Here is a 24,363-nt window from a genome sequence, read left to right on the forward strand (position 1 = left end):
CATGAATAACACGCTTATCCAAACCGACCGTTTCGCCCTGAGCGAAACCGAGCGCTCGGCCATCGAGCACGAGATGCATCACTACGAGGACCCGCGCGCGGCGTCCATCGAAGCCCTGAAGATCGTTCAGAAGGAACGTGGCTGGGTGCCGGACGGCGCCATCTATGCCATCGGCGAAGTGCTCGGCATTCCTGCCAGCGACGTCGAAGGCGTGGCTACCTTCTATAGTCAGATCTTCCGTCAGCCGGTTGGCCGGCACATCATCCGCGTTTGCGACAGCATGGTCTGCTACATCGGTGGTCACGAATCCGTGGTCAGCCAGATTCAGAACGAGCTGGGTATTGGCTTGGGCCAGACTACCGCCGACGGTCGCTTCACCCTGCTGCCGGTGTGCTGCCTGGGTAACTGCGACAAGGCTCCGGCGCTGATGATCGACGACGACACCTTTGGTGATGTCCAGCCTGCTGGCGTCTCCAAGTTGCTGGAGGGTTACGTATGACCATCACTTCCTTCGGCCCGGCCAACCGCATTGCGCGCAGCGCCGAGACCCATCCGCTGACCTGGCGCCTGCGCGATGACGGCGAACCTGTGTGGCTCGATGAGTACCAGGCCAAGGACGGCTACAGTGCCGCCCGCAAGGCCCTGGCCCAGATGTCCCAGGACGATATCGTCCAGACCGTGAAAGATGCTGGCCTCAAGGGTCGCGGCGGTGCGGGCTTCCCGACTGGGGTCAAATGGGGCCTGATGCCCAAAGACGAATCCATGAACATCCGCTACCTGCTGTGCAACGCGGATGAAATGGAGCCCAACACCTGGAAAGACCGCATGCTGATGGAGCAACAGCCCCATCTGTTGGTCGAAGGCATGCTGATCAGTGCCCGCGCACTGAAGGCCTACCGTGGTTATATCTTCCTGCGTGGCGAATACACCACTGCGGCGAAGAACCTCAACCGCGCCATCGATGAAGCCAAGGCCGCTGGCCTGCTGGGCAAGAACATCCTGGGCAGCGGCTTTGACTTCGAGTTGTTCGTTCACACCGGCGCCGGCCGCTACATCTGCGGCGAAGAAACCGCGCTGATCAACTCCCTGGAAGGGCGTCGCGCCAACCCGCGCTCCAAGCCACCCTTCCCTGCAGCCGTTGGCGTATGGGGCAAACCGACCTGCGTGAACAACGTCGAGACCCTGTGCAACGTACCGGCAATCGTCGGTAACGGCGTTGACTGGTACAAGTCGCTGGCACGCGAAGGTTCGGAAGATCACGGCACCAAGCTGATGGGCTTCTCCGGCAAGGTCAAGAACCCTGGCCTGTGGGAACTGCCATTCGGCGTTACCGCCCGCGAACTGTTCGAAGATTACGCAGGTGGCATGCGCGACGGCTTCAAGCTCAAGTGCTGGCAACCAGGCGGCGCCGGTACCGGCTTTTTGCTGCCCGAGCATCTCGATGCGCAAATGTATGCCGGTGGCATCGCCAAAGTCGGCACCCGTATGGGTACTGGCCTGGCCATGGCCGTGGACGACAGCGTCAACATGGTTTCGCTGCTGCGCAACATGGAAGAGTTCTTTGCCCGCGAATCTTGCGGCTGGTGCACGCCATGCCGTGACGGCCTGCCCTGGAGCGTAAAAATGCTTCGTTCCCTCGAGAACGGTCAAGGCAAGGCAGAAGACATCGAGACCCTGCTGGGCCTGGTCAACTTCCTCGGCCCTGGCCGCACCTTCTGCGCTCACGCGCCAGGTGCCGTCGAGCCGCTGGGCAGTGCCATCAAGTATTTCCGTCCGGAGTTCGAGGCCGGCGTCGCGCCTGTAACAGGCAGCGAAGCCCTGCGCCCGAACCTGGCCAAGCCGATTGTCGTCGGCGCATAACAAATGAAATGCGGGTGGTCCGTGCCACCCGCCGCTTCGACGGCTCGCCGGGCAAATCCCGTGCGGGCTGCAAGCACACAGATTTCCATTAGCCACGCCCGCAGACGCGGGCCAACGAAGAACTTTGAACCATGGCCACTATCCACGTAGACGGCAGAGCGCTCGAAGTCAACGGTGCAGACAACCTGTTACAGGCCTGTCTGTCGCTCGGCCTCGACATCCCCTATTTTTGCTGGCACCCGGCGCTCGGTAGCGTTGGTGCCTGCCGCCAGTGTGCGGTCAAGCAGTACACCGACGAGAACGACACCCGTGGTCGTATCGTCATGTCCTGCATGACCCCTGCCACTGATGGCACCTGGATTTCCATCGATGACGACGAGTCCAAGGCGTTTCGCGCCAGCGTTGTCGAATGGCTGATGACCAACCACCCGCACGACTGCCCGGTCTGTGAGGAAGGTGGTCACTGCCACCTGCAAGACATGACGGTAATGACCGGCCACAATGAGCGCCGTTACCGATTCACCAAACGTACCCACCAGAACCAGGAGCTCGGCCCGTTCATCGCCCATGAGATGAACCGCTGCATCGCCTGCTACCGTTGCGTGCGTTACTACAAGGACTATGCCGGCGGCACCGATCTGGGTGTATACGGCGCCCACGACAACGTCTACTTCGGTCGTGTTGAAGACGGCGTCCTCGAGAGCGAGTTCTCCGGCAACCTCACCGAGGTCTGCCCTACCGGTGTGTTCACCGACAAGACTCACTCCGAGCGCTACAACCGTAAGTGGGACATGCAATTCGCACCGAGCATCTGCCACGGCTGCTCCAGCGGCTGCAACATCAGCCCGGGCGAGCGCTATGGCGAACTGCGTCGGATCGAAAACCGCTTCAACGGTTCGGTCAACCAGTACTTCCTGTGCGACCGCGGCCGTTTTGGCTATGGCTACGTCAACCGTGAAGACCGCCCACGCCAGCCGCTGCTCGCCAACGGCACCAAGTTGAGCCTGGACGCTGCGCTGGATAAAGCTGCCGACATGCTCCGCGGCCGTAATATCGTTGGCATCGGCTCGCCGCGCGCCAGCCTGGAAAGCAACTACGGCCTGCGTGAGCTGGTGGGTGCCGAGCACTTCTACTCGGGTATGGAAGCCGGTGAACTGGCCCGCGTACGCCTAGCCCTGCAAGTATTGAACGACAGCCCGCTGCCAGTTCCGACCCTGCGCGACATGGAAGACCATGACGCGGTATTCGTCCTCGGTGAAGATCTGACCCAGACCGCCGCCCGCGTTGCCCTGGCACTGCGCCAGTCGGTCAAGGGCAAGGCCGAGGCCATGGCCGATGCCATGCGCGTTCAGCCTTGGCTCGACGCCGCGGTGAAAAACATCGGTCAACACGCCATGTACCCGCTGTTCATCGCCAGCCTTGCCGAAACCAAGCTCGATGATGTCGCTGAAGAATGCGTACACGCAGCGCCAGACGACCTGGCCCGTATCGGTTTCGCCGTAGCTCACGCCATCGACCCAAGCGCCCCTGCCGTTGAAGGCCTGGACGCTGAAGCCCTGGCCCTGGCTCAGCGTATTGCCGACGCCCTGGTTGCCGCCAATCGCCCACTGGTGGTTGCCGGTACTTCCCTGGCCTCCAACGCGCTGATCGAAGCCGCCGCCAACATCGCCAAGGCCCTGAAGCTGCGCGAGAAGAATGGCTCACTGAGCCTGGTAGTGCCTGAGGCCAACAGCCTCGGCATGGCCATGCTCGGTGGTGATTCGCTCGATGCCGCCCTGGACGCAGTGATTTCCGGCAAGGCCGACGCCATCGTTGTCCTCGAAAACGACCTGTACAGCCGCGTTCCGGCTGCCAAGGTCGACGCTGCCCTGGCTGCGGCCAAGGTGGTGATCGTCGCTGATCATCAGAAGACGCGCACGGTAGACCGCGCTCACCTGGTGCTGCCAGCAGCCAGCTTTGCCGAAGGTGACGGTACTCTGGTCAGCCTCGAAGGCCGCGCCCAGCGTTTCTTCCAGGTATTCGATCCAACGTACCTGGACAGCAGCATCCTGGTTCATGAAGGCTGGCGCTGGATGCACGCGCTGCGTGCCACCCTGCTCAACAAGCCTGTGGACTGGACCCAGCTGGACCACGTTACCGCTGCCTGCGCCGCTGCCGCTCCACAGCTGACCGGGATCGTCAACGCTGCACCGTCCGCTTCGTTCCGCATCAAAGGCATGAAGATCGCGCGTGAGCCGCTGCGCTACTCCGGTCGTACTGCGATGCGCGCCAACATCAGTGTGCACGAGCCACGCACCCCACAGGACAAAGACACCGCGTTCGCCTTCTCCATGGAAGGTTACTCGGGCTCGGCTGAACCTCGCTCGCAAGTGCCGTTCGCCTGGTCTCCGGGCTGGAACTCGCCACAAGCCTGGAACAAGTTCCAGGACGAGGTCGGTGGTCACCTGCGCGCAGGCGACCCAGGGACTCGCCTGATCGAAAGCCAGGGCGACAAGCTCAACTGGTTCGCCAACGTACCGGCAGCGTTTTCGCCAGCCCGTGGTACCTGGCAGGTCGTGCCGTTCTACCACCTGTTCGGCAGCGAAGAGAACTCCTCGCGCGCCGCACCGGTACAAGAGCGCATTCCACAGGCCTACGTGGGCCTGGCCAAGTGCGAAGCCGACCGCCTGGGCGTCAATGAGGGCGCAATGCTCAGTTTGAACGTGGCTGGCCAGACCCTGCGTCTGCCATTGCGTATCAATGAAGAACTGGGCGCAGGCCTGGTTGCCCTGCCCAAAGGCCTGGCCGGCATTCCGCCAGCCATCTTCGGTGCATCCGTCGAAGGTCTGCAGGAGGCAGCACAATGACTTGGTTCACCCCTGAAGTGATCGATGTGATCATCACCGTCATCAAGGCCATCGTGGTCTTGCTGGCCGTGGTGGTCTGCGGTGCGCTGCTCAGCTTCGTCGAGCGGCGTCTGCTGGGCTGGTGGCAGGACCGTTACGGTCCGAACCGCGTGGGTCCGTTCGGTATGTTCCAGATTGCTGCCGACATGCTTAAAATGTTCTTTAAAGAGGACTGGAACCCACCCTTCGTCGACAAGATGATCTTCACCCTGGCGCCGGTAGTGGCCATGAGTGCCTTGCTGATCGCCTTTGCAATCATCCCGATCACCCCGACCTGGGGTGTGGCGGACCTCAACATCGGCCTGCTGTTCTTCTTCGCCATGGCCGGCCTGTCGGTGTATGCGGTGCTGTTCGCCGGTTGGTCGTCGAACAACAAATACGCCCTGCTCGGCAGCCTGCGGGCCTCGGCGCAGACCGTGTCGTACGAAGTGTTCATGGGTCTGGCGCTGATGGGCATCGTCGCCCAGGTCGGCTCGTTCAACATGCGTGATATCGTTGACTACCAGGCCCAGAACCTGTGGTTCATCATTCCGCAGTTCTTCGGCTTCTGTACCTTCTTCATCGCTGGCGTCGCCGTGACTCACCGTCACCCGTTCGACCAACCGGAAGCGGAACAGGAACTGGCCGACGGTTACCACATCGAATATGCCGGTATGAAGTGGGGCATGTTCTTCGTTGGTGAGTACATCGGCATCATCCTCATCTCGGCGCTGCTGGTAACCCTGTTCTTCGGTGGCTGGCACGGTCCATTCGGCATCCTGCCGCAAGTACCGTTCCTGTGGTTCGCCCTGAAGACCGCGTTCTTCATCGTTCTGTTCATCCTGCTGCGTGCCTCGATTCCACGTCCGCGCTATGACCAGGTGATGGATTTCAGCTGGAAGTTCTGCCTGCCGCTGACCCTGATCAATTTGCTGGTGACCGCTGCGATTGTGTTGCTCAACACACCAGCTGTTGCGGCCCAGTGAGGATTTGACCCATGTTCAAGTATATTGGCGACATCGTTAAGGGCACCGGCACCCAGCTGCGCAGCCTGGCAATGGTGTTCTCTCACGGTTTTCGCAAACGTGACACCCTGCAGTACCCCGAAGAGCCGGTCTACCTGCCGCCACGCTACCGTGGCCGCATTGTCCTGACCCGCGATCCGGATGGCGAAGAGCGTTGTGTAGCGTGCAACCTGTGTGCCGTGGCTTGCCCGGTAGGTTGCATTTCGCTGCAGAAAGCCGAAACAGAAGACGGTCGTTGGTACCCGGAGTTTTTCCGCATCAACTTCTCGCGTTGCATCTTCTGCGGCCTCTGCGAGGAAGCCTGCCCGACCACCGCAATCCAGCTCACGCCGGATTTCGAAATGGCCGAGTTCAAACGTCAGGATCTGGTTTACGAGAAAGAAGATCTGCTGATCTCCGGTCCCGGCAAGAACCCTGACTACAACTTCTACCGTGTTGCAGGTATGGCCGTTGCCGGCAAGCCGAAAGGCGCCGCACAGAACGAAGCCGAGCCGATCAACGTGAAGAGCTTGCTCCCTTAAGGAAGAAAGATGGAATTCGCTTTCTATTTCGCATCCGGTGTCGCTGTGGTGTCTACCCTACGGGTAATCACTAACACCAACCCCGTGCACGCCCTGCTCTATTTGATCATTTCGCTGATCTCCGTAGCGATGACTTTCTTCGCCCTCGGTGCCCCGTTTGCCGGGGTGCTGGAAGTGATCGCCTACGCTGGCGCCATCATGGTGCTGTTCGTCTTCGTGGTGATGATGCTCAACCTGGGCCCGGCGTCGGTCGCCCAGGAACGAGGCTGGCTCAAGCCGGGTATCTGGCTCGGGCCAGTGGTCCTGGCCGCGCTGCTGCTGCTCGAGTTGCTGTATGTGCTGTTCAGCAACCAGAGCGGTGCCAGCATCGGTCACACCACCGTCGACGCCAAGGCTGTCGGCATCAGCCTTTATGGTCCTTACCTGCTGGTGGTGGAACTGGCCTCGATGCTGCTGCTTGCTGCAGCGGTAACGGCTTTCCACCTCGGCCGCAACGAGGCGAAGGAGTAATCACATGCCTGCAATTCCTCTCGAGCATGGCCTGGCAGTCGCCGGCATCCTGTTCTGCCTCGGCCTCGTCGGCCTGATGGTGCGCCGCAACATTCTTTTCGTGTTGATGAGCCTGGAAATCATGATGAACGCCGCGGCTCTGGCTTTCATCGTCGCGGGCAGCCGTTGGGGGCAGCCGGATGGACAGATCATGTTCATCCTGGTGATCAGCCTGGCAGCCGCCGAGGCCAGTATCGGCCTGGCGATCCTGCTGCAACTGTATCGCCGCTTCCACACTCTCGACATCGATGCAGCCAGTGAGATGCGCGGATGAACCTTCTCTTTCTGACTTTCGTTTTCCCCCTGATCGGCTTCCTGCTGCTGTCGTTCTCGCGCGGACGGTTCTCGGAGAACCTGTCGGCGCTGATCGGTGTCGGCTCGATTGGCCTCTCGGCCATCGTCACCGCCTATGTGATCTGGCAGTTCAACGTCGCGCCGCCTGAAGGCGGCGCGTACAGCCAACTGCTGTGGCAGTGGATGTCGGTGGATGGCTTTGCGCCGAACTTCACCCTGTACCTGGACGGACTCTCGGTAACCATGCTCGGCGTGGTCGTCGGCGTGGGCTTCCTGATCCACCTGTTCGCCTCCTGGTACATGCGCGGTGAAGCGGGCTACTCGCGCTTCTTCGCCTACACCAACCTGTTCATTGCCAGCATGTTGTTCCTGATCCTGGGCGACAACCTGCTGTTCATCTACTTCGGTTGGGAAGGCGTAGGCCTGTGTTCGTACCTGTTGATCGGTTTCTACTACAGCAACCGCAACAACGGTAACGCTGCACTCAAAGCCTTCATCGTTACCCGTATCGGCGACGTGTTCATGGCCATCGGCCTGTTCATACTGTTCCAGCAACTGGGCACTCTGAATGTTCAGGAACTGCTGGTGCTGGCACCGCAGAAGTTCCAGGCCGGTGATTTCTGGATGGTCCTGGCCACCCTGATGTTGCTCGGTGGTGCGGTGGGTAAATCTGCCCAGTTGCCGCTGCAAACCTGGCTGGCAGACGCGATGGCCGGTCCTACCCCGGTTTCGGCACTGATCCACGCCGCAACCATGGTTACCGCCGGCGTCTACCTGATTGCCCGCACCCACGGCCTGTTTGCCCTGGCACCTGACGTATTGCACCTGGTTGGTGTGGTCGGCGGTGTGACCCTGGTGCTGGCGGGCTTTGCAGCCCTGGTCCAAACCGATATCAAACGTATCCTCGCCTACTCGACCATGAGCCAGATCGGCTACATGTTCCTGGCGCTGGGCGTTGGTGCCTGGGACGGCGCGATCTTCCACCTGATGACCCACGCCTTCTTCAAGGCCCTGTTGTTCCTTGCTTCCGGTGCTGTGATCGTTGCCTGCCACCACGAGCAGAACATCTTCAAGATGGGCGGTCTGTGGAAGAAGCTGCCGTTGGCCTATGCCAGCTTCATCGTCGGTGGTGCCGCTCTGGCTGCCCTGCCGTTGCTGACTGCCGGCTTCTACTCCAAGGACGAGATCCTCTGGGAAGCCTTCGCCAGCGGCAACAACGGTTTGCTCTACGCAGGCCTGGTCGGTGCGTTCATGACTTCGCTGTACACCTTCCGCCTGATCTTCATCGCCTTCCACGGCGAGGCCAAGACCGAAGCTCACGCCGGCCACGGGATTTCCCACTGGCTGCCACTGGGTGTGCTGATCGTGCTGTCGACCTTCATCGGTGCCTGGATTCATCCACCACTGGCGGGTGTCCTGCCGCAGAGCGTCGGTCATGCCGGTGGTGAAGCCAAGCACAGCCTGGAAATCGCCTCGGGCGCTATCGCCATCGCCGGTATCCTCCTGGCCGCGCTGCTGTTCCTGGGCAAGCGTCGCCTGGCAACCGCGATCGCCAATAGCGGCATCGGCCGCGTCCTCTCGGCCTGGTGGTTCGCTGCCTGGGGCTTCGACTGGATCTACGACAAGCTGTTCGTCAAACCTTACCTGCTGATCAGCCACATCCTGCGCAAGGATCCGGTTGACCGCAGCATTGGCCTGATTCCGCGTCTGGCAAAAGGCGGTCATGCCGCCATGAGCAAGACCGAAACCGGCCAGCTGCGCTGGTACACCGCTTCGATCGCCGTAGGTGCCGTGCTTGTTCTTGGTGCCGTTGTTATGGCTGCGGTCTGATATGAACCTTGCGACTTTGCGAAAGGAATTGAGCCCGTCATGATTTTGCCTTGGCTGATCCTGATCCCCTTTATCGGCGGCCTGCTGTGCTGGCTGGGTGAGCGCTTCGGCGCCACCCTGCCGCGCTGGATTGCGCTGCTGACCATGTCCCTGCTGCTTGGTATCGGCCTCTGGCTGTGGGCCAACGGGGACTACACCCTCGCCCCTGCACCGGGTGCTGCGCCCGAGTGGGCGTTCGAATTCAAAGTACTGTGGATCGAACGCTTCGGCATCAGTCTGCACCTGGCACTCGATGGCCTGTCGCTGCTGATGATCCTGCTCACCGGCTTGCTCGGTGTGCTCTCGGTACTGTGTTCCTGGAAAGAGATCCAGCGTCACGTCGGCTTCTTCCACCTCAACCTGATGTGGATCCTTGGCGGCGTGGTCGGTGTGTTCCTGGCCCTGGACCTGTTCCTGTTCTTCTTCTTCTGGGAAATGATGCTGGTGCCGATGTATTTCCTCATCGCGCTCTGGGGTCACAGCTCCTCTGACGGCAAGAAGACCCGGATCTACGCAGCAACCAAGTTCTTCATCTTCACTCAGGCCAGCGGCCTGATCATGTTGGTGGCGATCCTGGGTCTGGTTCTGGTCAACTACAACAACACCGGCGTGATCACTTTCGATTACACCCAGTTGCTCAAGGCCGACCTGCCTGCTGGCACCGAATACCTGCTGATGCTTGGTTTCTTCATCGCCTTCGCGGTCAAGCTGCCCGTTGTTCCGTTCCACTCCTGGCTGCCTGACGCTCACGCCCAGGCACCGACTGCAGGCTCCGTCGACCTCGCCGGTATCTTGCTGAAAACCGCGGCCTACGGCCTGCTGCGCTTTGCCCTGCCGCTGTTCCCGAATGCCTCGGCCGAGTTTGCGCCGATTGCCATGACCCTGGGTCTGATCGGGATTTTCTACGGTGCGTTCCTGGCCTTCGCTCAGACCGACATCAAGCGTTTGATCGCCTTCTCCAGCGTGTCGCACATGGGCTTCGTGCTGATCGGTATCTACTCCGGCAGCCAGCAAGCACTGCAAGGTGCAGTTATCCAGATGCTGGCTCACGGTGTTTCGGCAGCGGCCTTGTTTATCCTCAGCGGCCAGTTGTATGAGCGTCTGCACACCCGTGACATGCGCCAGATGGGAGGCCTGTGGCATCGCATTGCCTACCTGCCGGCGATCAGCCTGTTCTTCGCTGCGGCCTCGCTGGGCTTGCCTGGCACCGGTAACTTTGTTGGCGAGTTCCTGATCCTGATCGGCAGCTTCGTCAGCGCGCCATGGATCACGGTCATTGCTACCTCGGGCCTGGTGTTTGGTTCGGTCTACTCGCTGATCATGATTCACCGTGCCTACTTCGGCCCGGCGAAATCGGACGAAGTCCTGGCTGGCCTGGATACCCGCGAGATGATCATGGTGTTGGGCCTGGCTGGTCTGCTGATCTTGCTGGGCGTCTACCCGCAGCCGTTCCTGGACACTTCCGCCGCCACCATGAGTGGTGTGCAGCAGTGGCTCGGCTCCGCTTTCACTCAACTCGCTTCGGCCCGGTAAGAGCGCTATGGACCTGACGATTCAACACTTTATTGCGCTTGCGCCGCTGCTGATCACCAGTATCACCATTGTCGTGGTGATGCTGGCCATCGCCTGGCGCCGCAATCACTCGCAAACCTTCCTGCTGTCGACCGTGGGCCTGAACCTGGCCCTGCTGTCGATTATCCCGGCACTGAAGACTGCACCACTGGCAGTCACCCCGCTGCTGACCATCGACAACTTCGCCTGTCTGTACATGGCGCTGATCCTGGTTGCCACCCTGGCGTGTGTAACCCTTGCCCATGCCTACCTGGGCGATGGCGGCAAAGGCTACCCAGGCAACCGCGAAGAGCTGTACCTGCTGATTCTCCTGGCTGCCCTCGGTGGCCTGGTACTGGTCAGCGCGCAGCACCTGGCGGGCCTGTTCATTGGCCTCGAGCTGCTGTCGGTACCGGTCTATGGCCTGGTCGCCTACGCTTTTTTCAACAAGCGTTCGCTGGAAGCAGGCATCAAGTACATGGTGCTCTCGGCTGCAGGTTCGGCCTTCTTGCTGTTCGGTATGGCTCTGCTGTACGCCGACGCTGGCAGCCTGAGCTTTGACGGTATCGGTAAAGCCCTGGCCACTACCAGCATGCCTAGTCTGCTGGCACAGCTGGGCTTGGCCATGATGCTGGTGGGCCTGGCATTCAAACTGTCGCTGGTGCCTTTCCACCTATGGACCCCGGACGTCTACGAGGGCGCACCTGCGCCGGTCGCTGCCTTCCTGGCCACCGCCAGCAAGGTTGCGGTATTCGCCGTAGTGGTACGCCTGTTCATGCTCTCCCCTGCTGCCAGCAGTGGCGTGCTGACCACTGTGTTGTCGGTGATTGCCGTAGCGTCGATCCTGATCGGTAACCTGCTGGCGCTGACCCAAAGCAACCTCAAGCGTCTGCTGGGTTATTCCTCGATCGCCCACTTCGGTTACCTGCTGATCGCCCTGGTGGCGAGCAAGGGTATGGCCGTCGAAGCCATTGGCGTGTACCTGGTCACTTACGTGATCACCAGCCTGGGTGCGTTCGGGGTTATCACCCTGATGTCCTCGCCGTACAACGGCCGTGACGCCGATGCCCTGTACGAGTATCGCGGCCTGTTCTGGCGTCGTCCGTACCTGACTGCGGTGCTGACCGTGATGATGTTGTCGCTGGCCGGTATTCCGCTGACTGCAGGCTTCATCGGCAAGTTCTACATCATCGCTACCGGCGTCGAGTCGCAGCTGTGGTGGCTGGTCGGGGCCCTGGTGATCGGCAGTGCCATCGGCGTGTTCTACTACCTGCGCGTAATGGTCACCCTGTTCCTGATCGAACCAAACCTGCGTCGTCACGATGCGCCGCTGAACTGGGAACAACGTACCGGTGGTGTCATGTTGCTGGCGATCGCGATCCTGGCCTTCGTGCTGGGTGTGTACCCGCAGCCATTGCTGGACATCGTCCAGCATGCTGGACTGCAGTTGATCGGCTGATCGACTTCGCGATAAAAAACACCCCGCCTCGGCGGGGTGTTTTTTTTAGGGAAGGTTCTAGGCGGGGTCAAATTGCGCTATGCCATGGCGTGGTGCCGAGGCCTGGTGGTCATCGTCACACCGAGGCACTGGTTGCAGCGCTGCCCGGCGCAACTCTCCGCCAGCGCGTGGCAGGTGAACATCTGGGTTTGGCATGCCACTGGGTGACAGTTCATGGGTCATCTCAAACTCGGCGCGCACCGACCAACCGCAGGCTTCGGTGGTGCACTGAAGATAAGCTATCCGCAGAAAGATGTGTCGCCCCTCGCTGGTGCGAATGCGCATGCGACTTTTGCAATGAGGGCACACTAACTTGTAAGTACTCACGAGTCTCTCCCGCCAAAGTCTGCGAACCACTGAACATGCCCGACAGCTACAACGCAAAATGCTCTGCTAACTGGGTAATAATTCATACATTTCAGAATCTGATGTAGTCTCATGCGTAGATGAAAAGCGTACTTTTTCCTTTTTCTCCCGGAATTCGCCATAGATCGATAATGTCCTTATGAGTTGCGTTTGATGTACCGAATCATGATTACTCAGATCGAATATTGCTTTGCAAATATTCATAGAAGTATCCCACAGGAATACTCACAATGAGTACAAATGGATTTACTGCTGTACTACGCCGGATGAAACTGATCACCGCGTCCACGACAGACGCCGAGCTTTCAGCCGCACTGAACGTTAGCCCACAGACCTTGAGCAGCTGGAAAGGCCGCAACAGCATCCCATACTCATTATGCATAGGCCTTGCCACATGCCATGGTATTTCGCTGGATTGGTTGTTACTGGGAGAAGGCCCGCAACAACGCCCGCTTGGCGCAACGCCTACCGCCACGGATGAAAGCGCTCACGACTGGGAAACTCGGCTGCTCACTCAACTGCGTACGCTCGGCCCACAAGACCAGCAGGCAATTGCACAGGCGGTAGAAGACAGGCAACGCTTTCGTCAGTTGGAGCGCCAGGTAGAGGACATGCACAAACTGCTGCATGCCAGTCGCTGAACCGAAACGTTTTAAGGAGCCATTGCGCACACGCTGCAGAATTTCACGAAGGTCCGCAGAGTCGAGCCAGATCATTACCTTGATACTGATCGGAATAACCACCACAGCTGCAACGAATGCCGCCACACCACTCGACAGAAAGGGTGCCAATAACAGCACGAAGGGTGTGAACAGATAGCCAACACCCGCTGAAAGGAAAAGTGATCCCAGGCGCTGCCAAGCCTTGAGAGCCCGCCGGGTACTGGCGACCAACCACGCCCCCAGCACCGCACCGAATATTGTATCGCCGTCAATTGTCGGCATTGATGAAGCCAGACCCAAGCCAATAAATACGCTGGAAAGACTCGCGCTGGTTGGCTCACTCATGTGCTGGCACTCCATTCGGACCGGGTTGGCACGCGACCAGCAGTACATCTTTCTCCAGTGCCAAATGGGTGTTCGCCTCAACCGCACGCCGATAGCAACCCGACAAGAGTTGGTGCGACGCCATGTCTTCCAGACGCTTATAGCCTCGATCTCGAAGTACCCTGCGCCATTGCGCAAACTCTCTACCCGCCTTGTGGGCCGCAGCCCGAGCTGCCACTTCCAGTCGTGTATCGCTGATCGCACCGCAAAGTGCCAAATGCTGGCGCAGCTCCCGAAGGTTGATACTGGGCCAGAACGGGTCGTCGCAGGTCAGCATGTAGCACCGATCAGCGTGATTTACTGCGTAGTTGTCGCTCTGCATATAGAGCTCCCTTGAGTTCGTCGTTTCTTTCGCGCATCACAGTTGCTGCAACATCCCGTGGCGCAATCCCTTGAGCACTGCAGCAACTCGGTTAGTGACGTCGAACTTGCGCAGGATGTTGCTGACATGGAAGTTCACGGTCGACTCCTTGCATTGGAGAATCTGTCCGATCTCCCAAGAGCTCTTCGCGTGAGCACACCAGAGAAGCACCTCTTGCTCCCGAGCAGTCAGTTTGAATTGAGCGCCTGTGTTGTCAGCAGATACGTCGTTCACAGGGTTTTGTGAGGAATGGGTTGTCATGGCTAATCTCCGCATTTTTTCCGGAGTCATTCCGGATCAGGGTGTGCCGTCACCATACGAACAGCACTTGCGTCATTTCCAGAAAGCCAACTTGTAGGAACCGACCCTACAAAACATTCTTACGCTAGGTTCAGCACTGCCTGGCGTGATCTGAAGTGAATTTCGGTCGTCTGAGCTTCGATGATCACTGCCCTCTGCTGTTGGAGTCGTACGATGCGCCCCGCTTTACTCTCCCCCTCTTCCCTTGGTGTGCTCGGGTTGTTCGTTGCAATAAATCCGGCACTGGAGGCTGCGCCTCTGGAACTGGGTCAGGTGCTGATCGAAGGCCGGCAGCAGAACGAATTGGATGCAGCCCAAGAGCGCTTGCGCCAAGTACCAGGCGCAACGAACCTGGTGGACATGCAACAAGTAGAGCAAGGTCGGGTCGCTAGCAACGAGGACGTCCTTGCCTATCAACCGGGCGTGTTTGCCCAGTCGGCTGGCAACGATGGCGTCAAACTGTCGATTCGCGGATCGGGCATCAACCGCGCGCCGGGCAGCCATGGCTCGGGCGTCTACGTGATGTTCGACGGTTTGCCGTTGACCGGCCCCGGCGGTACCCCTTATGAATTGTTCGAGCCGCTCTGGTTGAGCCGTGCTGAAGTACTGCGTGGCGCCAACGGCTTCGACCGCGGAGCCCTGGCCCTGGGCGGCGCCATCGACTACGTCACCCACACTGGCCATGATGCGGCGCCGTTGCAGGTGCGTTACGAAATCGGCAGCCGTGGCTATGCCAAGCGCCAAATAAGTTCGGGTCAGGTGCTGGGTGATCTGGATTATTACGTAGCCCTGACCGACTCCGAGTACGATGGTTATCAGCAACATAGCAGCGGCAGCAGCAAGGGTATCGCCGCCAATGTCGGTTATCGCTTCAACCCTAACCTGGAGACCCGCTTCTACTTGCGTTACCGGGAAACCGAGAATGACTTGGCCGGGCGCCTCACCAAGGAGCAGATCAAGCACGATCCGCGAGCCGCCAACCCACTCTACCTGAGCCGTGATGCCAGCCGTCCACAGCCGGGGAGTACTTGGCTGGGAAACAAGACCACGTTTTTCCTCGATGAAGATTCACGCCTGGAAACCGGACTGGTCTACCACGACTATCCAATGGACCTGCGGGAGGGGCCCAACCGGTTGAAAGTGGCCTATTCCGACGTCAGTGGGACCTTGAATTACGTGCGTCGCGACAACCTGTTCGACCACGAAAGCAAAACCACCCTTGGTTGGCGCACCACCAAACACCTGCCTAACAGCGGTGCCTCCGAGTTCGTCCGTGTGCCAGGCACTCAAGCCGTCGGCACCCGCACCCGCGATTTCAGCTACCAAGGCTCTGACAGCGTCGTGCATGCCGGCAACGAGCTGGAGCTGGCCCCCGACTTGTGGCTGACCAGCGGTCTGGCGATGATTTATACCCGACGCGAAAGTGCGGTGACTTACCCGCAAGAGGGTGGAAAAGTAAGCAAGCATGACTGGGATTACGCGCCGCGCCTGGGCCTGCGCTATGACCTGAGCCCAAGTTTGCAGCTATTCGGCAACATCAGTCGCTCGGTTGAGCCACCTCACCCATGGGCGTTGATCTGGAGTTCACCGCGGGTCAATGGCCTGCAAACTCAGCCCATCGAAATGCATAACCAGACTGCGACTACGCTGGAGCTTGGTGCCCGAGGCGACTCAGATTTCGGTCGCTGGGACCTGACTTGGTACTACTCGAACGTACGGCACGAACTGCTTGCGGTCGAGATCGTACCCGGCCTGCCCGCAGCCGAGTTCAACGCCAGCCCCACGGTCCACCAAGGTGTCGAAGCAGGCCTCGACAGCCTGCTCTGGGAGCGCGGCGGGGTTGGTAAACTCTCTCTGCGCCAGGCTTATACCTTCAGCGACTTCCATTACCGCGACGACGACGTTTTCGGCGATAACCGCCTGCCCGGCATCCCGATGCACTATTACCAGGCCGAGATGCGTTTCGATTTGCCGAGCGGGTTGTACGCCGGGATCAATACTCAGATGGCTTCCAAGGTTCAGGTCGATTACGCCAACAGCTACCCAACTGATGCCTACGCCCTGCTCGGCGCAACCCTGGGTTACAACTCACCCAAGCAGGACTGGCAGACCTGGCTCGACCTGCGCAACCTGACCAACAAGCGTTATGCCGCCACGGTCACTCCTGGCTATAACGACAATGGCAAGGACACTCCCCATTCGACGCCTGGCGAAGGCTTTGGCGTCTATGCCGGCGTGTCTTACAGCTTCCGTTAATTGGGCAGTTGCACCTGGGGCTTGGTCGAGACAAAGATCCCCCAACTGGACATGAACAGCGCGGCGATCAACGGGCCGATGACAAAGCCGTTGAGCCCGAATACCGCCAGCCCTCCGAGAGTGGAAACGAGGATCAGGTAATCGGGCATTTTGGTGTCCTTGCCCACCAGCATTGGCCGCAGCAGGTTGTCGACCAGACCAATCACAAATATGCCAAACGCCGCCAGCACCGCCCCCTGCCATATCGCGCCGGTGGCCACGAAGTAGATCGCCACGGGCGCCCAGACGATCCCTGCGCCGACGGCCGGAAGTAGCGACAGGAAAGCCATCAGCACTCCCCAGACCAACGCGCTGGGGATGTCCAGGATCCAGAAAATGATTCCGCCAAGGGCGCCTTGGGTCACCGCCACCAGCAGATTGCCTTTGACCGTGGCCCGTACCACCCGGTTGAACTTGAGTTGCAGACGGCGCTTTTGCTGATCGGCCAAAGGTACTGCGGTGCGTATTTTGCGTACCAACTCAGCGCCGTCACGCAAGAAGAAGAACAGCAAATAGAGCATCACGCCAAAGCTGACCAGAAATTCGAATGTACCCTGGCCAAAGTTGAACGCCTGAGAAGCGAAGAACTGACTGCCCTGTAAAGCACTACTGGCGATCTTGTCGCGCAAGCCGTTCAGGTCCCCCATGCCCATTCGCTCCAGACCGCTTTGAGCGAATCCCGGAAGGATATCCTTGAAGCGTTCAATGTAGCCGGCCAGGTCCAATTGACCCGTCTCGATGGTCTTGTACAGCGCAGCTCCTTCCTGCACCAGCAACATGCTAATGATGATCACCGGGAGAATGGCGATGACCAGGCAGATCAGCAACGTCAGGCCTGCGGCCAAGTTGCGTCGCCAGTCCAGGCGTGCCAGCAAGCGCCGCTGAAGCGGAGCGAAAACGATGCCGAGGATCACTGCCCAGAACACCGCACCGTAGTAAGGTAGCAGGATCCAGATGAAGGCAATGGTAACCAGGGCCAATAGCATGTGCAGGGCCCTGTGCTGCAGGTTGGTTTCGTTCATATGCGCTCCGTTGCCACTCACAACGTTAGTGCATGGTGTTGCGGCAAAAGTGCCGTTCACACAGAACAATTAACCTCTTCATTGGTATGTGTGCCTGCCAGGATCTGCTCCTGCCCCGCGTGCCAGTTATTCGTGGTTTGCCCCGTTTTCACTTCACTTTCCCAGAAGAAGTTCGCCTTTAGCTCGATGTGCACGTGGCCCTCCTTTATCCTGCTGGCTGCCCCGGCAGGGTTGCCGCTGGTAGGTATTTGCCAGGCTCGCTGGTCAGCCGAGGTACTCCAGGTGATGGGGCTGCGCAACCGCAGATTGGCAAACGTAAAAGTGCAGTCGATGGCGTCCGTCAGCGATTGCGCCTTCCAGTTCCAGCGGTACGTGCTATCCACCTCCCGCCCTTCGTTCAATGCGTACTGAGTACGAAACCCCGGACGTGAATCGACAGGTTTTGCCACTGCGATGGACCAAGGCCCATGTGAGAGAATCAAAGTCATTGATATTCCTTAACGCAGGCTGCAAGCCGACATTGATCCATCGGCCAGAAGAAAGAGCTGTTCAGGTTCGAGAATGTGCACATCCTTGCCTTCGACCTTGATCAGGCCATTTTGCTGGAGGCGAGTGAACACGCGAGACACGGTCTCTCCGGCGAGGCCCAGGTAGTTGCCGATTTCATTGCGCGAAATGCTCAAGTGCAAACGGTTGGCCGCGTAGCCAAGGGTGCGAAAACGGGCCGCCAGATTAACCAGCAATGTCACCACTCGCGCATCGGCGGCCTTTTTGGAAAGCAGGCGCGTCATTTGCTGTGTATCGCGGATTTCGCGGCTCATCGCCCGCATCAGGTGGCGGCGCAGTTGCGGTAGCCGAGTCAACATGTGGTCGAGTGGTCCGAAAGGAAGTTCGCAAACGTAGGTTTCCTCAAGCGCCTGGACTGAAACCAGATAGGCTTGTGCGTCGACACCAGACAGACCGATCAGCTCTCCGGGCAAATGGACACCGACAATTTTCTCCTCGCCGGTTTCACTCAGACTGATGGACTTCAACGCGCCTGAGCGAATCGTGTAGATCGAGTTGAAGCTGTCTCCCTGGCGAAACAGAAAGTCGTCTTTTTTCAATGGTCGACCATGCCTGACCAGATCATCCAAAGTGTCGACTTCTTCGTGGCTCACAGAGCCTGCCAGGCATAACGACGCTAGGCTGCAGGTCTTGCAACTGGCCTGGCGATGAGCATGCAAGCGAACGGCTTCAGACATTTATTGCCCCCAATGAGATCACACACGTTGTGCGCTACATAATTGTCCCGCGGGCCGATTTCAAATCCTTCTCAAGAATCTTTATTTGATATCAAACCATTGATTTCATTGAGTTATTAATACGAAGTCATTGCATGTGGCCGGGTTATATAAGCACCGTTATATGGCCGAATCAGACGCTGTCCTTTGCCGACGGATTGTGCCCGACGACACCACTGATCCAGCCCTGCACAGCACCCGGAGTGCCCTTGATGCAGATCAATGTCTGGACATGGCGTTGCCGTTAGCATTCCCGCCTTTTGCCGCGATCCGACCATGACCCTGCCCGCCAAACCTGAATTGCTCGCCCCTGCCGGCACCCTGAAGAACATGCGTTACGCCTTCGCCTATGGCGCCGACGCGGTCTATGCAGGTCAACCGCGCTACAGCCTGCGAGTGCGCAACAACGAGTTCGACCACGCTAACCTGGCCTTGGGTATCAAAGAAGCTCAGGCCCAGGGCAAACGTTTCTATGTAGTGGTCAACATTGCGCCTCACAACGCCAAGCTCAAGACCTTCCTCAAAGACCTCGCGCCGGTCATCGAGATGGCCCCGGATGCACTGATCATGTCGGACCCTGGCCTGATCATGCTGGTGCGCCAGCACTTCCCGCAGATACCGATTCACTTGTCGGTGCAAGCCAATACCGTGAACTGGGCCAGCGTCGAATTCTGGCGCAGCCAGGGGCTTACACGGGTGATTCTTTCGCGTGAACTGTCGCTGGAGGAAATCGAGGAGATTCGTCAGCAAGTGCCGACGATGGAGCTGGAGGTTTTCGTCCATGGCGCGCTTTGCATGGCCTACTCTGGCCGCTGTTTGTTATCGGGCTACCTCAACCGCCGCGATGCCAACCAGGGCAGTTGCACCAACGCCTGCCGTTGGAAATACAGCGCCACGCCGGCCACCGAGGATGCCAGCGGCGATATCGTTCGCGAAGTGCAACCGACCCTGGGTGTCGGTGCACCGACCGAGCAGGTCTTCCTGCTTCAAGAAAGCAATCGCCCAGACGAGGACATGCCCGCCTTCGAGGACGAGCACGGCACCTACATCATGAATGCCAAGGACCTGCGCGCGGTACAACACATCGAACGGCTCACCCGCATGGGTGTGCACTCGCTGAAAATCGAAGGCCGGACCAAGTCGCACTTCTATTGCGCCCGCACCACCCAAGCTTATCGCCAGGCGATCGATGATGCCGTGGAAGGTCGGGAGTTTGACCGCAGCTTAATGCTCAACCTTGAGTCATTGGCCCAGCGCGGTTACACCGAAGGTTTTCTGCGCCGCCACGTGCATGATGAGTATCAGAACTACCAGCGTGGCAACTCTGTTTCCGACCGCCAGCAGTTTGTTGGAGAACTGACCGGCGAGCGCGTCGAGGGCTTGGCAGAAGTGCGGGTCAAGAACCGCTTTGCCCTGGGTGATCACTTGGAATTGATGACACCGCGGGGCAACTATCACTTCGACCTCCATCAACTGCGCAACCGCCAGGGCGCAGCGATCGATGTGGCACCAGGTGATGGACACACGGTCTACCTGCCGATTCCCGAACAGGTCGAGCTGGAGTTTGGGTTGCTGTTGCGCGAATTGGTGCAGTAACTGCCGCACTGCCATCGCTGGGCGCGCTTCCACGCGCCCAGCAGTCGGAACTTCAATCAAGGCGCCTTTTTTGCCAGCGCCGCAGGCTCAACCTCCCTGATTACCTGCAAGCGATACTGCGGGTCGGCCTTGATCTGCGCCTCGGTGAAGGGCAGCACATGCCATTGCTTGGCCGAGAAGGCGCGAGTCTGGTCACTGGCGTGTGCAGAGCCTGCTTCACTGGACTCGGAAAACGCCAGCACACCCAATGCCTGCGGGCCTTTCGCGTCAAAGGTCACCAGTTGCAAGTAACTGGTGCCACTGACCACCAGGCGCTTGCCCGGCGCTGTCGGCACACTCTGGATTGCGTTGTACACCCCCAAGCTTGCCGGCCCACCATGGATCGGCGTGCCATCAGCGGCTTGCTGGATCTGTCCCCAACGCGCATCGGCAGCAAGGCCGGCACGCTCCACCTCCGCCAGCGACGCGAGCGCCGCATCGTTCAACGCGCGTGCCACGTCGGCACGCTCGACAGCCAAGCCACGCGGAGTGTGCTGGGGGTCAGCTGGATCGAATGTCACGCGCCAGAAGTCTGGATGCTCGAGCAAGCTCTGCAGAATATTCTGAAAGTGCACCAGACCCATGCCACTGTCCAGATCAGCACGCAGGTTCCAGGCTTTCAGGCTGCTGCACAGTGCCGCCAATTGCGACGCTGGCGGTTGCGCTCCACACCACTGCAACATATCCGACAGCACCAATTCGGCCAGATAGACCTGGTTGTCCATCACCATTTGTTGCAGATCAGCGCCGGTCAGCTTGTCGTCCCGACTCAATCGCTGCAATGCATAGCGAGTGCGCGGCCCCAGGGGCTGGTCTTCGCGACTGATCAACGGTGAGTAACCACGCAAGGGCTGCGCCGGGTTGACCATCCAGGCCGAATCATTGGAGTGCTGGATAAAGTCGTTGCGGCTCAGGCTTGGCTGAAGCTGCGCAGGAAAGATACCCGCCTGTGCTGCACGCGCATCAACCTTCCAATTACAGACACTGCGCGAGCCATCGAGCACAATCATGCCCTGCCCGGCAGCCGGGTCACTGCACTGCGTCAGCAACGCAGCATCGACAAAGGGCACCACCGATTGATTCAGATACAAGGTCTGCCCTTTGGCATCCACAGCCAAGGTGTTGACCCATGGAATACCCTGCAGGTGCTGAACCGAGTCCTGCAGCGCCTTCAGGCTTTGTGCCTGGTTCATGCTGTACCACTGCTGCAGAACCCGGGTATTTTCCAGGTTCGCATCGCGCAGGCTGAACGCATGTTGCTTGTTCCAATCCAGCCGGCCAGGCCATTGCACGACCGGGCCAAACACCGAACTGTAGACATCTCGGTTGACCGCAGTGAGCTTGCCGTCCTCGCCCTTGACCATCACCGTCAGACGCTGACGACTCAGGGGTAAGGACTTGCCATCAAGCATGTAACGGGTGGCATCCTTGGGATCGAGTTCGAGTCGATACAGGGTGAAATGGCTGGAGGTGTCCACCGTATGGGTCCAGGCAAGGTGGCGGTTAAAGCCGATGTTGATCAACGGTAACCCGGGTAATGCAGCGCCCATGACGTCTAGTTTGCCCGGCACAGTGAGTTGCATCTGATAAAAACGCATACCACCGGCCCAGGGGAAATGCGGGTTGGCGAGCAACATGCCGCGCCCATTGGCAGAGCGCTCGCTGCCCACGGCCACCGCATTGCTACCTCGCTCAAGGGCAAAATTATCCTGACGCGCCTGAGCAACGCCCATGTCCAGGTTCGTACCCAACTGCCCCACTACACCGGGTGGTGTCGCGCCAGCCAAGGCCTCGGCGAACTGGCCGACGCCGCCTTCAACCAACAGGCGTCGGGTCAACTTGACCAGATCGAGGGAGGTGATCGGGCGCAACCATTGCGCCTGCATGCATTGCGCACCTTGTCCCTTGACGAGCAGCTCGGCCAGTGCACGGTTGTATCCCTTGGCATAACCCTCAAGCAAGGCACGCACCTCCCTCGATTGCGCCTGCCAGAAGCCGAATACCGCAGAGGGGGTATTGAGCCAGTTGAAAAACAGATCGCTGCCCAGGTTCTTGCCCTGCTCGAAGGTTACCTGGTCGGGGCCAAAGAAGCGTGAGCGCTCACCGTTGACGGTGATCACCTCGTTAGCTAGCAGGCACAGATTGTCTTGCGCATACGCGTAGCCAATTCCGTACCCCAGCCCCTGTTCATCGTGCGCCAGGATGTGCGGCACCCCAAAGCTGGTACGGCGTATTTCGGCGCTGGCATCACCTGCGGCGACCCGAGCTTGGGAGGTAAAGCTGAAGCCGACGAGCAGCCCGGCCAGACAGACGCGTGCCAAGGGACGAGGGTTGATCACGAATACTCCTTCACAGATCACAACGCGAATGATCCTGATTGAACGAAGCACGGCGAAAAAATTTACGGAAATTGCGCTTGCGAAACGTCTTTACCAAAGCGACTCAAGATTTTTTTTCGACAGGTACTGCAGTTTTGCGCCGCTCATTCGTCTTATAGGTGTAAGCATCACAAAAACGGTATCTGAACTGGCCATGAAAAGGAGCGTTCACATGTACAACCAGCAACAGGCAGGGATCGCCACCAGACCAGTGCGCAAGGCTCGCCAAGTGCTGCCGGTAGTAAAAGTCGACAGTGGCGACAGCGAGCGCCCGGGCAACGAACATATTCGCGAACTACTGAGGTCGTTCGGGCTTCGCACCAGCCTGATCCGCTTGAAAGTGATCGATGCCTTGCACACGGCCCACCGCAACGGGCGCAGCATCGGCGTACGCGGTGTGCACAGTCAGCTTGAACAGCTGGACATTCCGCTGTCATTTCTAAGCGTTCGTGAAGTGCTCAAGCGCTTGTGCACTGAAGGCGTAATCAGCATGGACAACGAAAAGTGCTACACCCTCAACCCCGAGGCGCGCAGCATTCTCGAACAATTCGGCCCCCGTTGAGCGAAAGGCCGGCAACGAGCCGGCCGCGCAGATCATTCAGATTTTGACCTTGCGTCGCATGATGCCGTTGATCACCACCACCGCGACCGCGACACCGATAGCGATGTACTGGAACACTTGCTCGCTGATCGTGCCTTGCTTTTGCAGGTAGGACAGGCCGAGCATGATCCCCAGCACCAGCAGGGAGATCAGGATGGAGTATTTCAGGCGTTGACCTTGAGTCATTGGTATTTCCTTGCAACTTCGGGATATGTGGCCCAGAACGGCCTGCGCGTATCATACAACGCGCCCATGATCCGGGCGGACAATTTCCTTTTCCCGCCAATCGACCTGGCACCGGTCTCGGACCGATAAGCCTGTTGCTCATGCGTCTGACCGCTGAGCATGGGTTGGCCAACCATGCGCCATGCATTTATGCCATTAGACTGAGCAATCAAGGCTTAGCGACGTGTCAGGCATAACCTTCCTAAGCAACACTCCCTTGTTGCCTACAAATCACATACCCGATGCCCACCGCCCTTGCTGCGCTTGCAGCCTGTTATGAGCGGCGCGGATGTTCAACCATGAGAGCGTCAAGTCAACTCCAACAAGGAAGTCATTATGGAACTGCGCGACCTCGAACGTATCGACATTCACCAACTTCCCCATTCACTACAGATGCTCATCGAATGCCTGGGCATCGAAAACGCCTACAACCTCACCAATGCCTTTGGCGGCCGTCCCAAATATATTCCCAAGCATCGTGAACGGACTGCTCTGGCACAGGTGCTCCCCGCCCATGCACTCGATGCCTTGATCAAACGCTATGCTGGCATGGCGCTGGAAATCCCCAAGGTCGACCATTTCCTGCGCCAGTTGCGCAATCAGCAAATTCAGCAGGAAAGCGCCGAAGGTTTGTCACGCAGCATCCTGGCCAACAAGTACGGTTTGAGCTTGCGCCAAATCGGCAACATCCGCCGGCAGGAGTCCTGCACGCACACCTTGAGCCAGTAAAAACCTGCTCTGCGCATGATGTAAGTTGATCGATAATCGGCGCGAGGGTGACAGCAACGAGGTCATCGAGGCTGTCACCGCACCACAATAG

Annotated in this window: 23 protein-coding genes and 1 pseudogene; 15 read left to right on the forward strand and 9 right to left on the reverse strand. The window is 59.1% G+C overall.

Annotated elements, in window-relative coordinates; genetic code table 11:
- The first annotated feature begins 1 nt into the window (after position 1).
- The 10 genes from nuoE to nuoN all read left to right on the forward strand — a co-directional run bounded on the left by nuoE (position 2) and on the right by nuoN (position 11,992).
- Positions 2–499: an NADH-quinone oxidoreductase subunit NuoE gene (gene nuoE / locus H8F21_RS17190; RefSeq protein ID WP_136477175.1), complete on the forward strand. Its 498-nt coding sequence runs from the start codon at positions 2–4 to the stop codon at positions 497–499.
- Positions 496–1,860, forward strand: a complete 1,365-nt coding sequence (nuoF, locus tag H8F21_RS17195; RefSeq protein WP_203481536.1) for an NADH-quinone oxidoreductase subunit NuoF — start codon at positions 496–498, stop codon at positions 1,858–1,860. Before nuoE ends, nuoF begins: the two co-directional genes overlap by 4 nt.
- Before the next feature lie 131 nt (positions 1,861–1,991).
- Positions 1,992–4,706, forward strand: coding sequence for an NADH-quinone oxidoreductase subunit NuoG (nuoG, locus tag H8F21_RS17200; protein ID WP_203481538.1), 2,715 nt, complete (start codon positions 1,992–1,994; stop codon positions 4,704–4,706).
- Positions 4,703–5,710, forward strand: coding sequence for an NADH-quinone oxidoreductase subunit NuoH (gene nuoH / locus H8F21_RS17205; protein ID WP_136477178.1), 1,008 nt, complete (start codon positions 4,703–4,705; stop codon positions 5,708–5,710). The genes nuoG and nuoH overlap by 4 nt, the downstream gene beginning before the upstream one ends.
- An 11-nt stretch (positions 5,711–5,721) precedes the next feature.
- Positions 5,722–6,270 carry an NADH-quinone oxidoreductase subunit NuoI gene (gene nuoI, locus H8F21_RS17210; RefSeq protein ID WP_116551508.1) on the forward strand — a complete coding sequence of 183 codons (549 nt, stop codon included), beginning with the start codon at positions 5,722–5,724 and terminating at the stop codon, positions 6,268–6,270.
- Between the two features lie 9 nt (positions 6,271–6,279).
- The gene (gene nuoJ, locus H8F21_RS17215) at positions 6,280–6,780 is read left to right on the forward strand and encodes an NADH-quinone oxidoreductase subunit J (RefSeq protein ID WP_136477179.1); all 501 of its coding nucleotides are present in this window, start codon (positions 6,280–6,282) and stop codon (positions 6,778–6,780) included.
- 4 nt (positions 6,781–6,784) lie between these two features.
- Positions 6,785–7,093: an NADH-quinone oxidoreductase subunit NuoK gene (gene nuoK / locus H8F21_RS17220; RefSeq protein WP_203481540.1), complete on the forward strand. Its 309-nt coding sequence runs from the start codon at positions 6,785–6,787 to the stop codon at positions 7,091–7,093.
- Positions 7,090–8,943, forward strand: coding sequence for an NADH-quinone oxidoreductase subunit L (nuoL, locus tag H8F21_RS17225; protein WP_136477180.1), 1,854 nt, complete (start codon positions 7,090–7,092; stop codon positions 8,941–8,943). Before nuoK ends, nuoL begins: the two co-directional genes overlap by 4 nt.
- Before the next feature lie 39 nt (positions 8,944–8,982).
- Positions 8,983–10,515 carry an NADH-quinone oxidoreductase subunit M gene (nuoM, locus tag H8F21_RS17230; RefSeq protein WP_203481542.1) on the forward strand — a complete coding sequence of 511 codons (1,533 nt, stop codon included), beginning with the start codon at positions 8,983–8,985 and terminating at the stop codon, positions 10,513–10,515.
- A 7-nt stretch (positions 10,516–10,522) separates the two neighbouring features.
- Complete coding sequence (gene nuoN, locus H8F21_RS17235) at positions 10,523–11,992, forward strand: NADH-quinone oxidoreductase subunit NuoN (protein WP_136477182.1); 1,470 nt, start codon at positions 10,523–10,525, stop codon at positions 11,990–11,992.
- A 57-nt stretch (positions 11,993–12,049) separates the two neighbouring features.
- On the opposite strand, the gene H8F21_RS17240 is transcribed toward nuoN, so the two are convergent.
- On the reverse strand, positions 12,050–12,358 hold the full coding sequence (locus H8F21_RS17240) for an Ogr/Delta-like zinc finger protein (RefSeq protein ID WP_328824286.1): 309 nt from the start codon (positions 12,356–12,358) through the stop codon (positions 12,050–12,052).
- Positions 12,359–12,627: 269 nt separating this feature from the next.
- On the opposite strand from H8F21_RS17240, the gene H8F21_RS17245 reads away from it, so the two are divergent.
- Entirely contained in the window at positions 12,628–13,038 is a 411-nt protein-coding gene (locus H8F21_RS17245; protein ID WP_203481544.1) for a helix-turn-helix domain-containing protein, read from the forward strand.
- A gap of 78 nt (positions 13,039–13,116) precedes the next feature.
- On the opposite strand, the pseudogene H8F21_RS17250 reads toward H8F21_RS17245, so the two are convergent.
- The 3 genes and pseudogenes from H8F21_RS17250 to H8F21_RS17260 all read right to left on the reverse strand — a co-directional run.
- Positions 13,117–13,452: pseudogene (locus H8F21_RS17250) on the reverse strand (putative holin); the annotation flags it as partial.
- The gene (locus H8F21_RS17255; RefSeq protein ID WP_236043090.1) at positions 13,397–13,765 is read right to left on the reverse strand and encodes a head completion/stabilization protein; all 369 of its coding nucleotides are present in this window, start codon (positions 13,763–13,765) and stop codon (positions 13,397–13,399) included. The pseudogene H8F21_RS17250 and the gene H8F21_RS17255, both read right to left, overlap by 56 nt.
- A 36-nt stretch (positions 13,766–13,801) precedes the next feature.
- Complete coding sequence (locus H8F21_RS17260) at positions 13,802–14,065, reverse strand: response regulator transcription factor (protein ID WP_203481549.1); 264 nt, start codon at positions 14,063–14,065, stop codon at positions 13,802–13,804.
- Between the two features lie 213 nt (positions 14,066–14,278).
- Here H8F21_RS17260 and H8F21_RS17265 point away from each other — a divergent pair, with 213 nt between their 5' ends.
- Positions 14,279–16,360: a TonB-dependent receptor family protein gene (locus tag H8F21_RS17265; protein WP_203481551.1), complete on the forward strand. Its 2,082-nt coding sequence runs from the start codon at positions 14,279–14,281 to the stop codon at positions 16,358–16,360.
- Here H8F21_RS17265 and H8F21_RS17270 read toward each other — a convergent pair.
- Genes H8F21_RS17270 through fnr form a run of 3 tightly spaced genes read right to left on the reverse strand, consistent with a single transcriptional unit; the run spans position 16,357 to position 18,665 of the window.
- Complete coding sequence (locus H8F21_RS17270) at positions 16,357–17,421, reverse strand: AI-2E family transporter (RefSeq protein ID WP_203585105.1); 1,065 nt, start codon at positions 17,419–17,421, stop codon at positions 16,357–16,359. The genes H8F21_RS17265 and H8F21_RS17270 overlap by 4 nt on opposite strands.
- A gap of 56 nt (positions 17,422–17,477) precedes the next feature.
- On the reverse strand, positions 17,478–17,909 hold the full coding sequence (locus tag H8F21_RS17275) for a hypothetical protein (protein WP_203585106.1): 432 nt from the start codon (positions 17,907–17,909) through the stop codon (positions 17,478–17,480).
- Positions 17,910–17,918: 9 nt separating this feature from the next.
- Entirely contained in the window at positions 17,919–18,665 is a 747-nt protein-coding gene (gene fnr, locus H8F21_RS17280; RefSeq protein ID WP_203481557.1) for a fumarate/nitrate reduction transcriptional regulator Fnr, read from the reverse strand.
- Between the two features lie 315 nt (positions 18,666–18,980).
- Between fnr and trhP the strand changes: the two genes are divergently transcribed.
- The gene (gene trhP, locus H8F21_RS17285; RefSeq protein ID WP_203481559.1) at positions 18,981–20,300 is read left to right on the forward strand and encodes a prephenate-dependent tRNA uridine(34) hydroxylase TrhP; all 1,320 of its coding nucleotides are present in this window, start codon (positions 18,981–18,983) and stop codon (positions 20,298–20,300) included.
- Positions 20,301–20,356: 56 nt separating this feature from the next.
- Here trhP and pvdQ read toward each other — a convergent pair whose 3' ends face one another.
- The gene (gene pvdQ, locus H8F21_RS17290; protein ID WP_203481561.1) at positions 20,357–22,678 is read right to left on the reverse strand and encodes a bifunctional acylase PvdQ; all 2,322 of its coding nucleotides are present in this window, start codon (positions 22,676–22,678) and stop codon (positions 20,357–20,359) included.
- Positions 22,679–22,889: 211 nt separating this feature from the next.
- Between pvdQ and H8F21_RS17295 the strand changes: the two genes are divergently transcribed.
- Complete coding sequence (locus H8F21_RS17295) at positions 22,890–23,279, forward strand: fe2+ zn2+ uptake regulation protein (protein WP_203481574.1); 390 nt, start codon at positions 22,890–22,892, stop codon at positions 23,277–23,279.
- Between the two features lie 36 nt (positions 23,280–23,315).
- Here H8F21_RS17295 and H8F21_RS17300 read toward each other — a convergent pair whose 3' ends face one another.
- Positions 23,316–23,504, reverse strand: a complete 189-nt coding sequence (locus H8F21_RS17300; protein ID WP_136477193.1) for a hypothetical protein — start codon at positions 23,502–23,504, stop codon at positions 23,316–23,318.
- A gap of 375 nt (positions 23,505–23,879) precedes the next feature.
- On the opposite strand from H8F21_RS17300, the gene H8F21_RS17305 reads away from it, so the two are divergent.
- Positions 23,880–24,272: a Mor transcription activator family protein gene (locus tag H8F21_RS17305; protein ID WP_203481575.1), complete on the forward strand. Its 393-nt coding sequence runs from the start codon at positions 23,880–23,882 to the stop codon at positions 24,270–24,272.
- Positions 24,273–24,363: the final 91 nt, after the last annotated feature.

The sequence above is a fragment of the Pseudomonas arcuscaelestis genome, from assembly GCF_016881005.1.
GTDB classification, from domain to species: domain Bacteria; phylum Pseudomonadota; class Gammaproteobacteria; order Pseudomonadales; family Pseudomonadaceae; genus Aquipseudomonas; species Aquipseudomonas arcuscaelestis.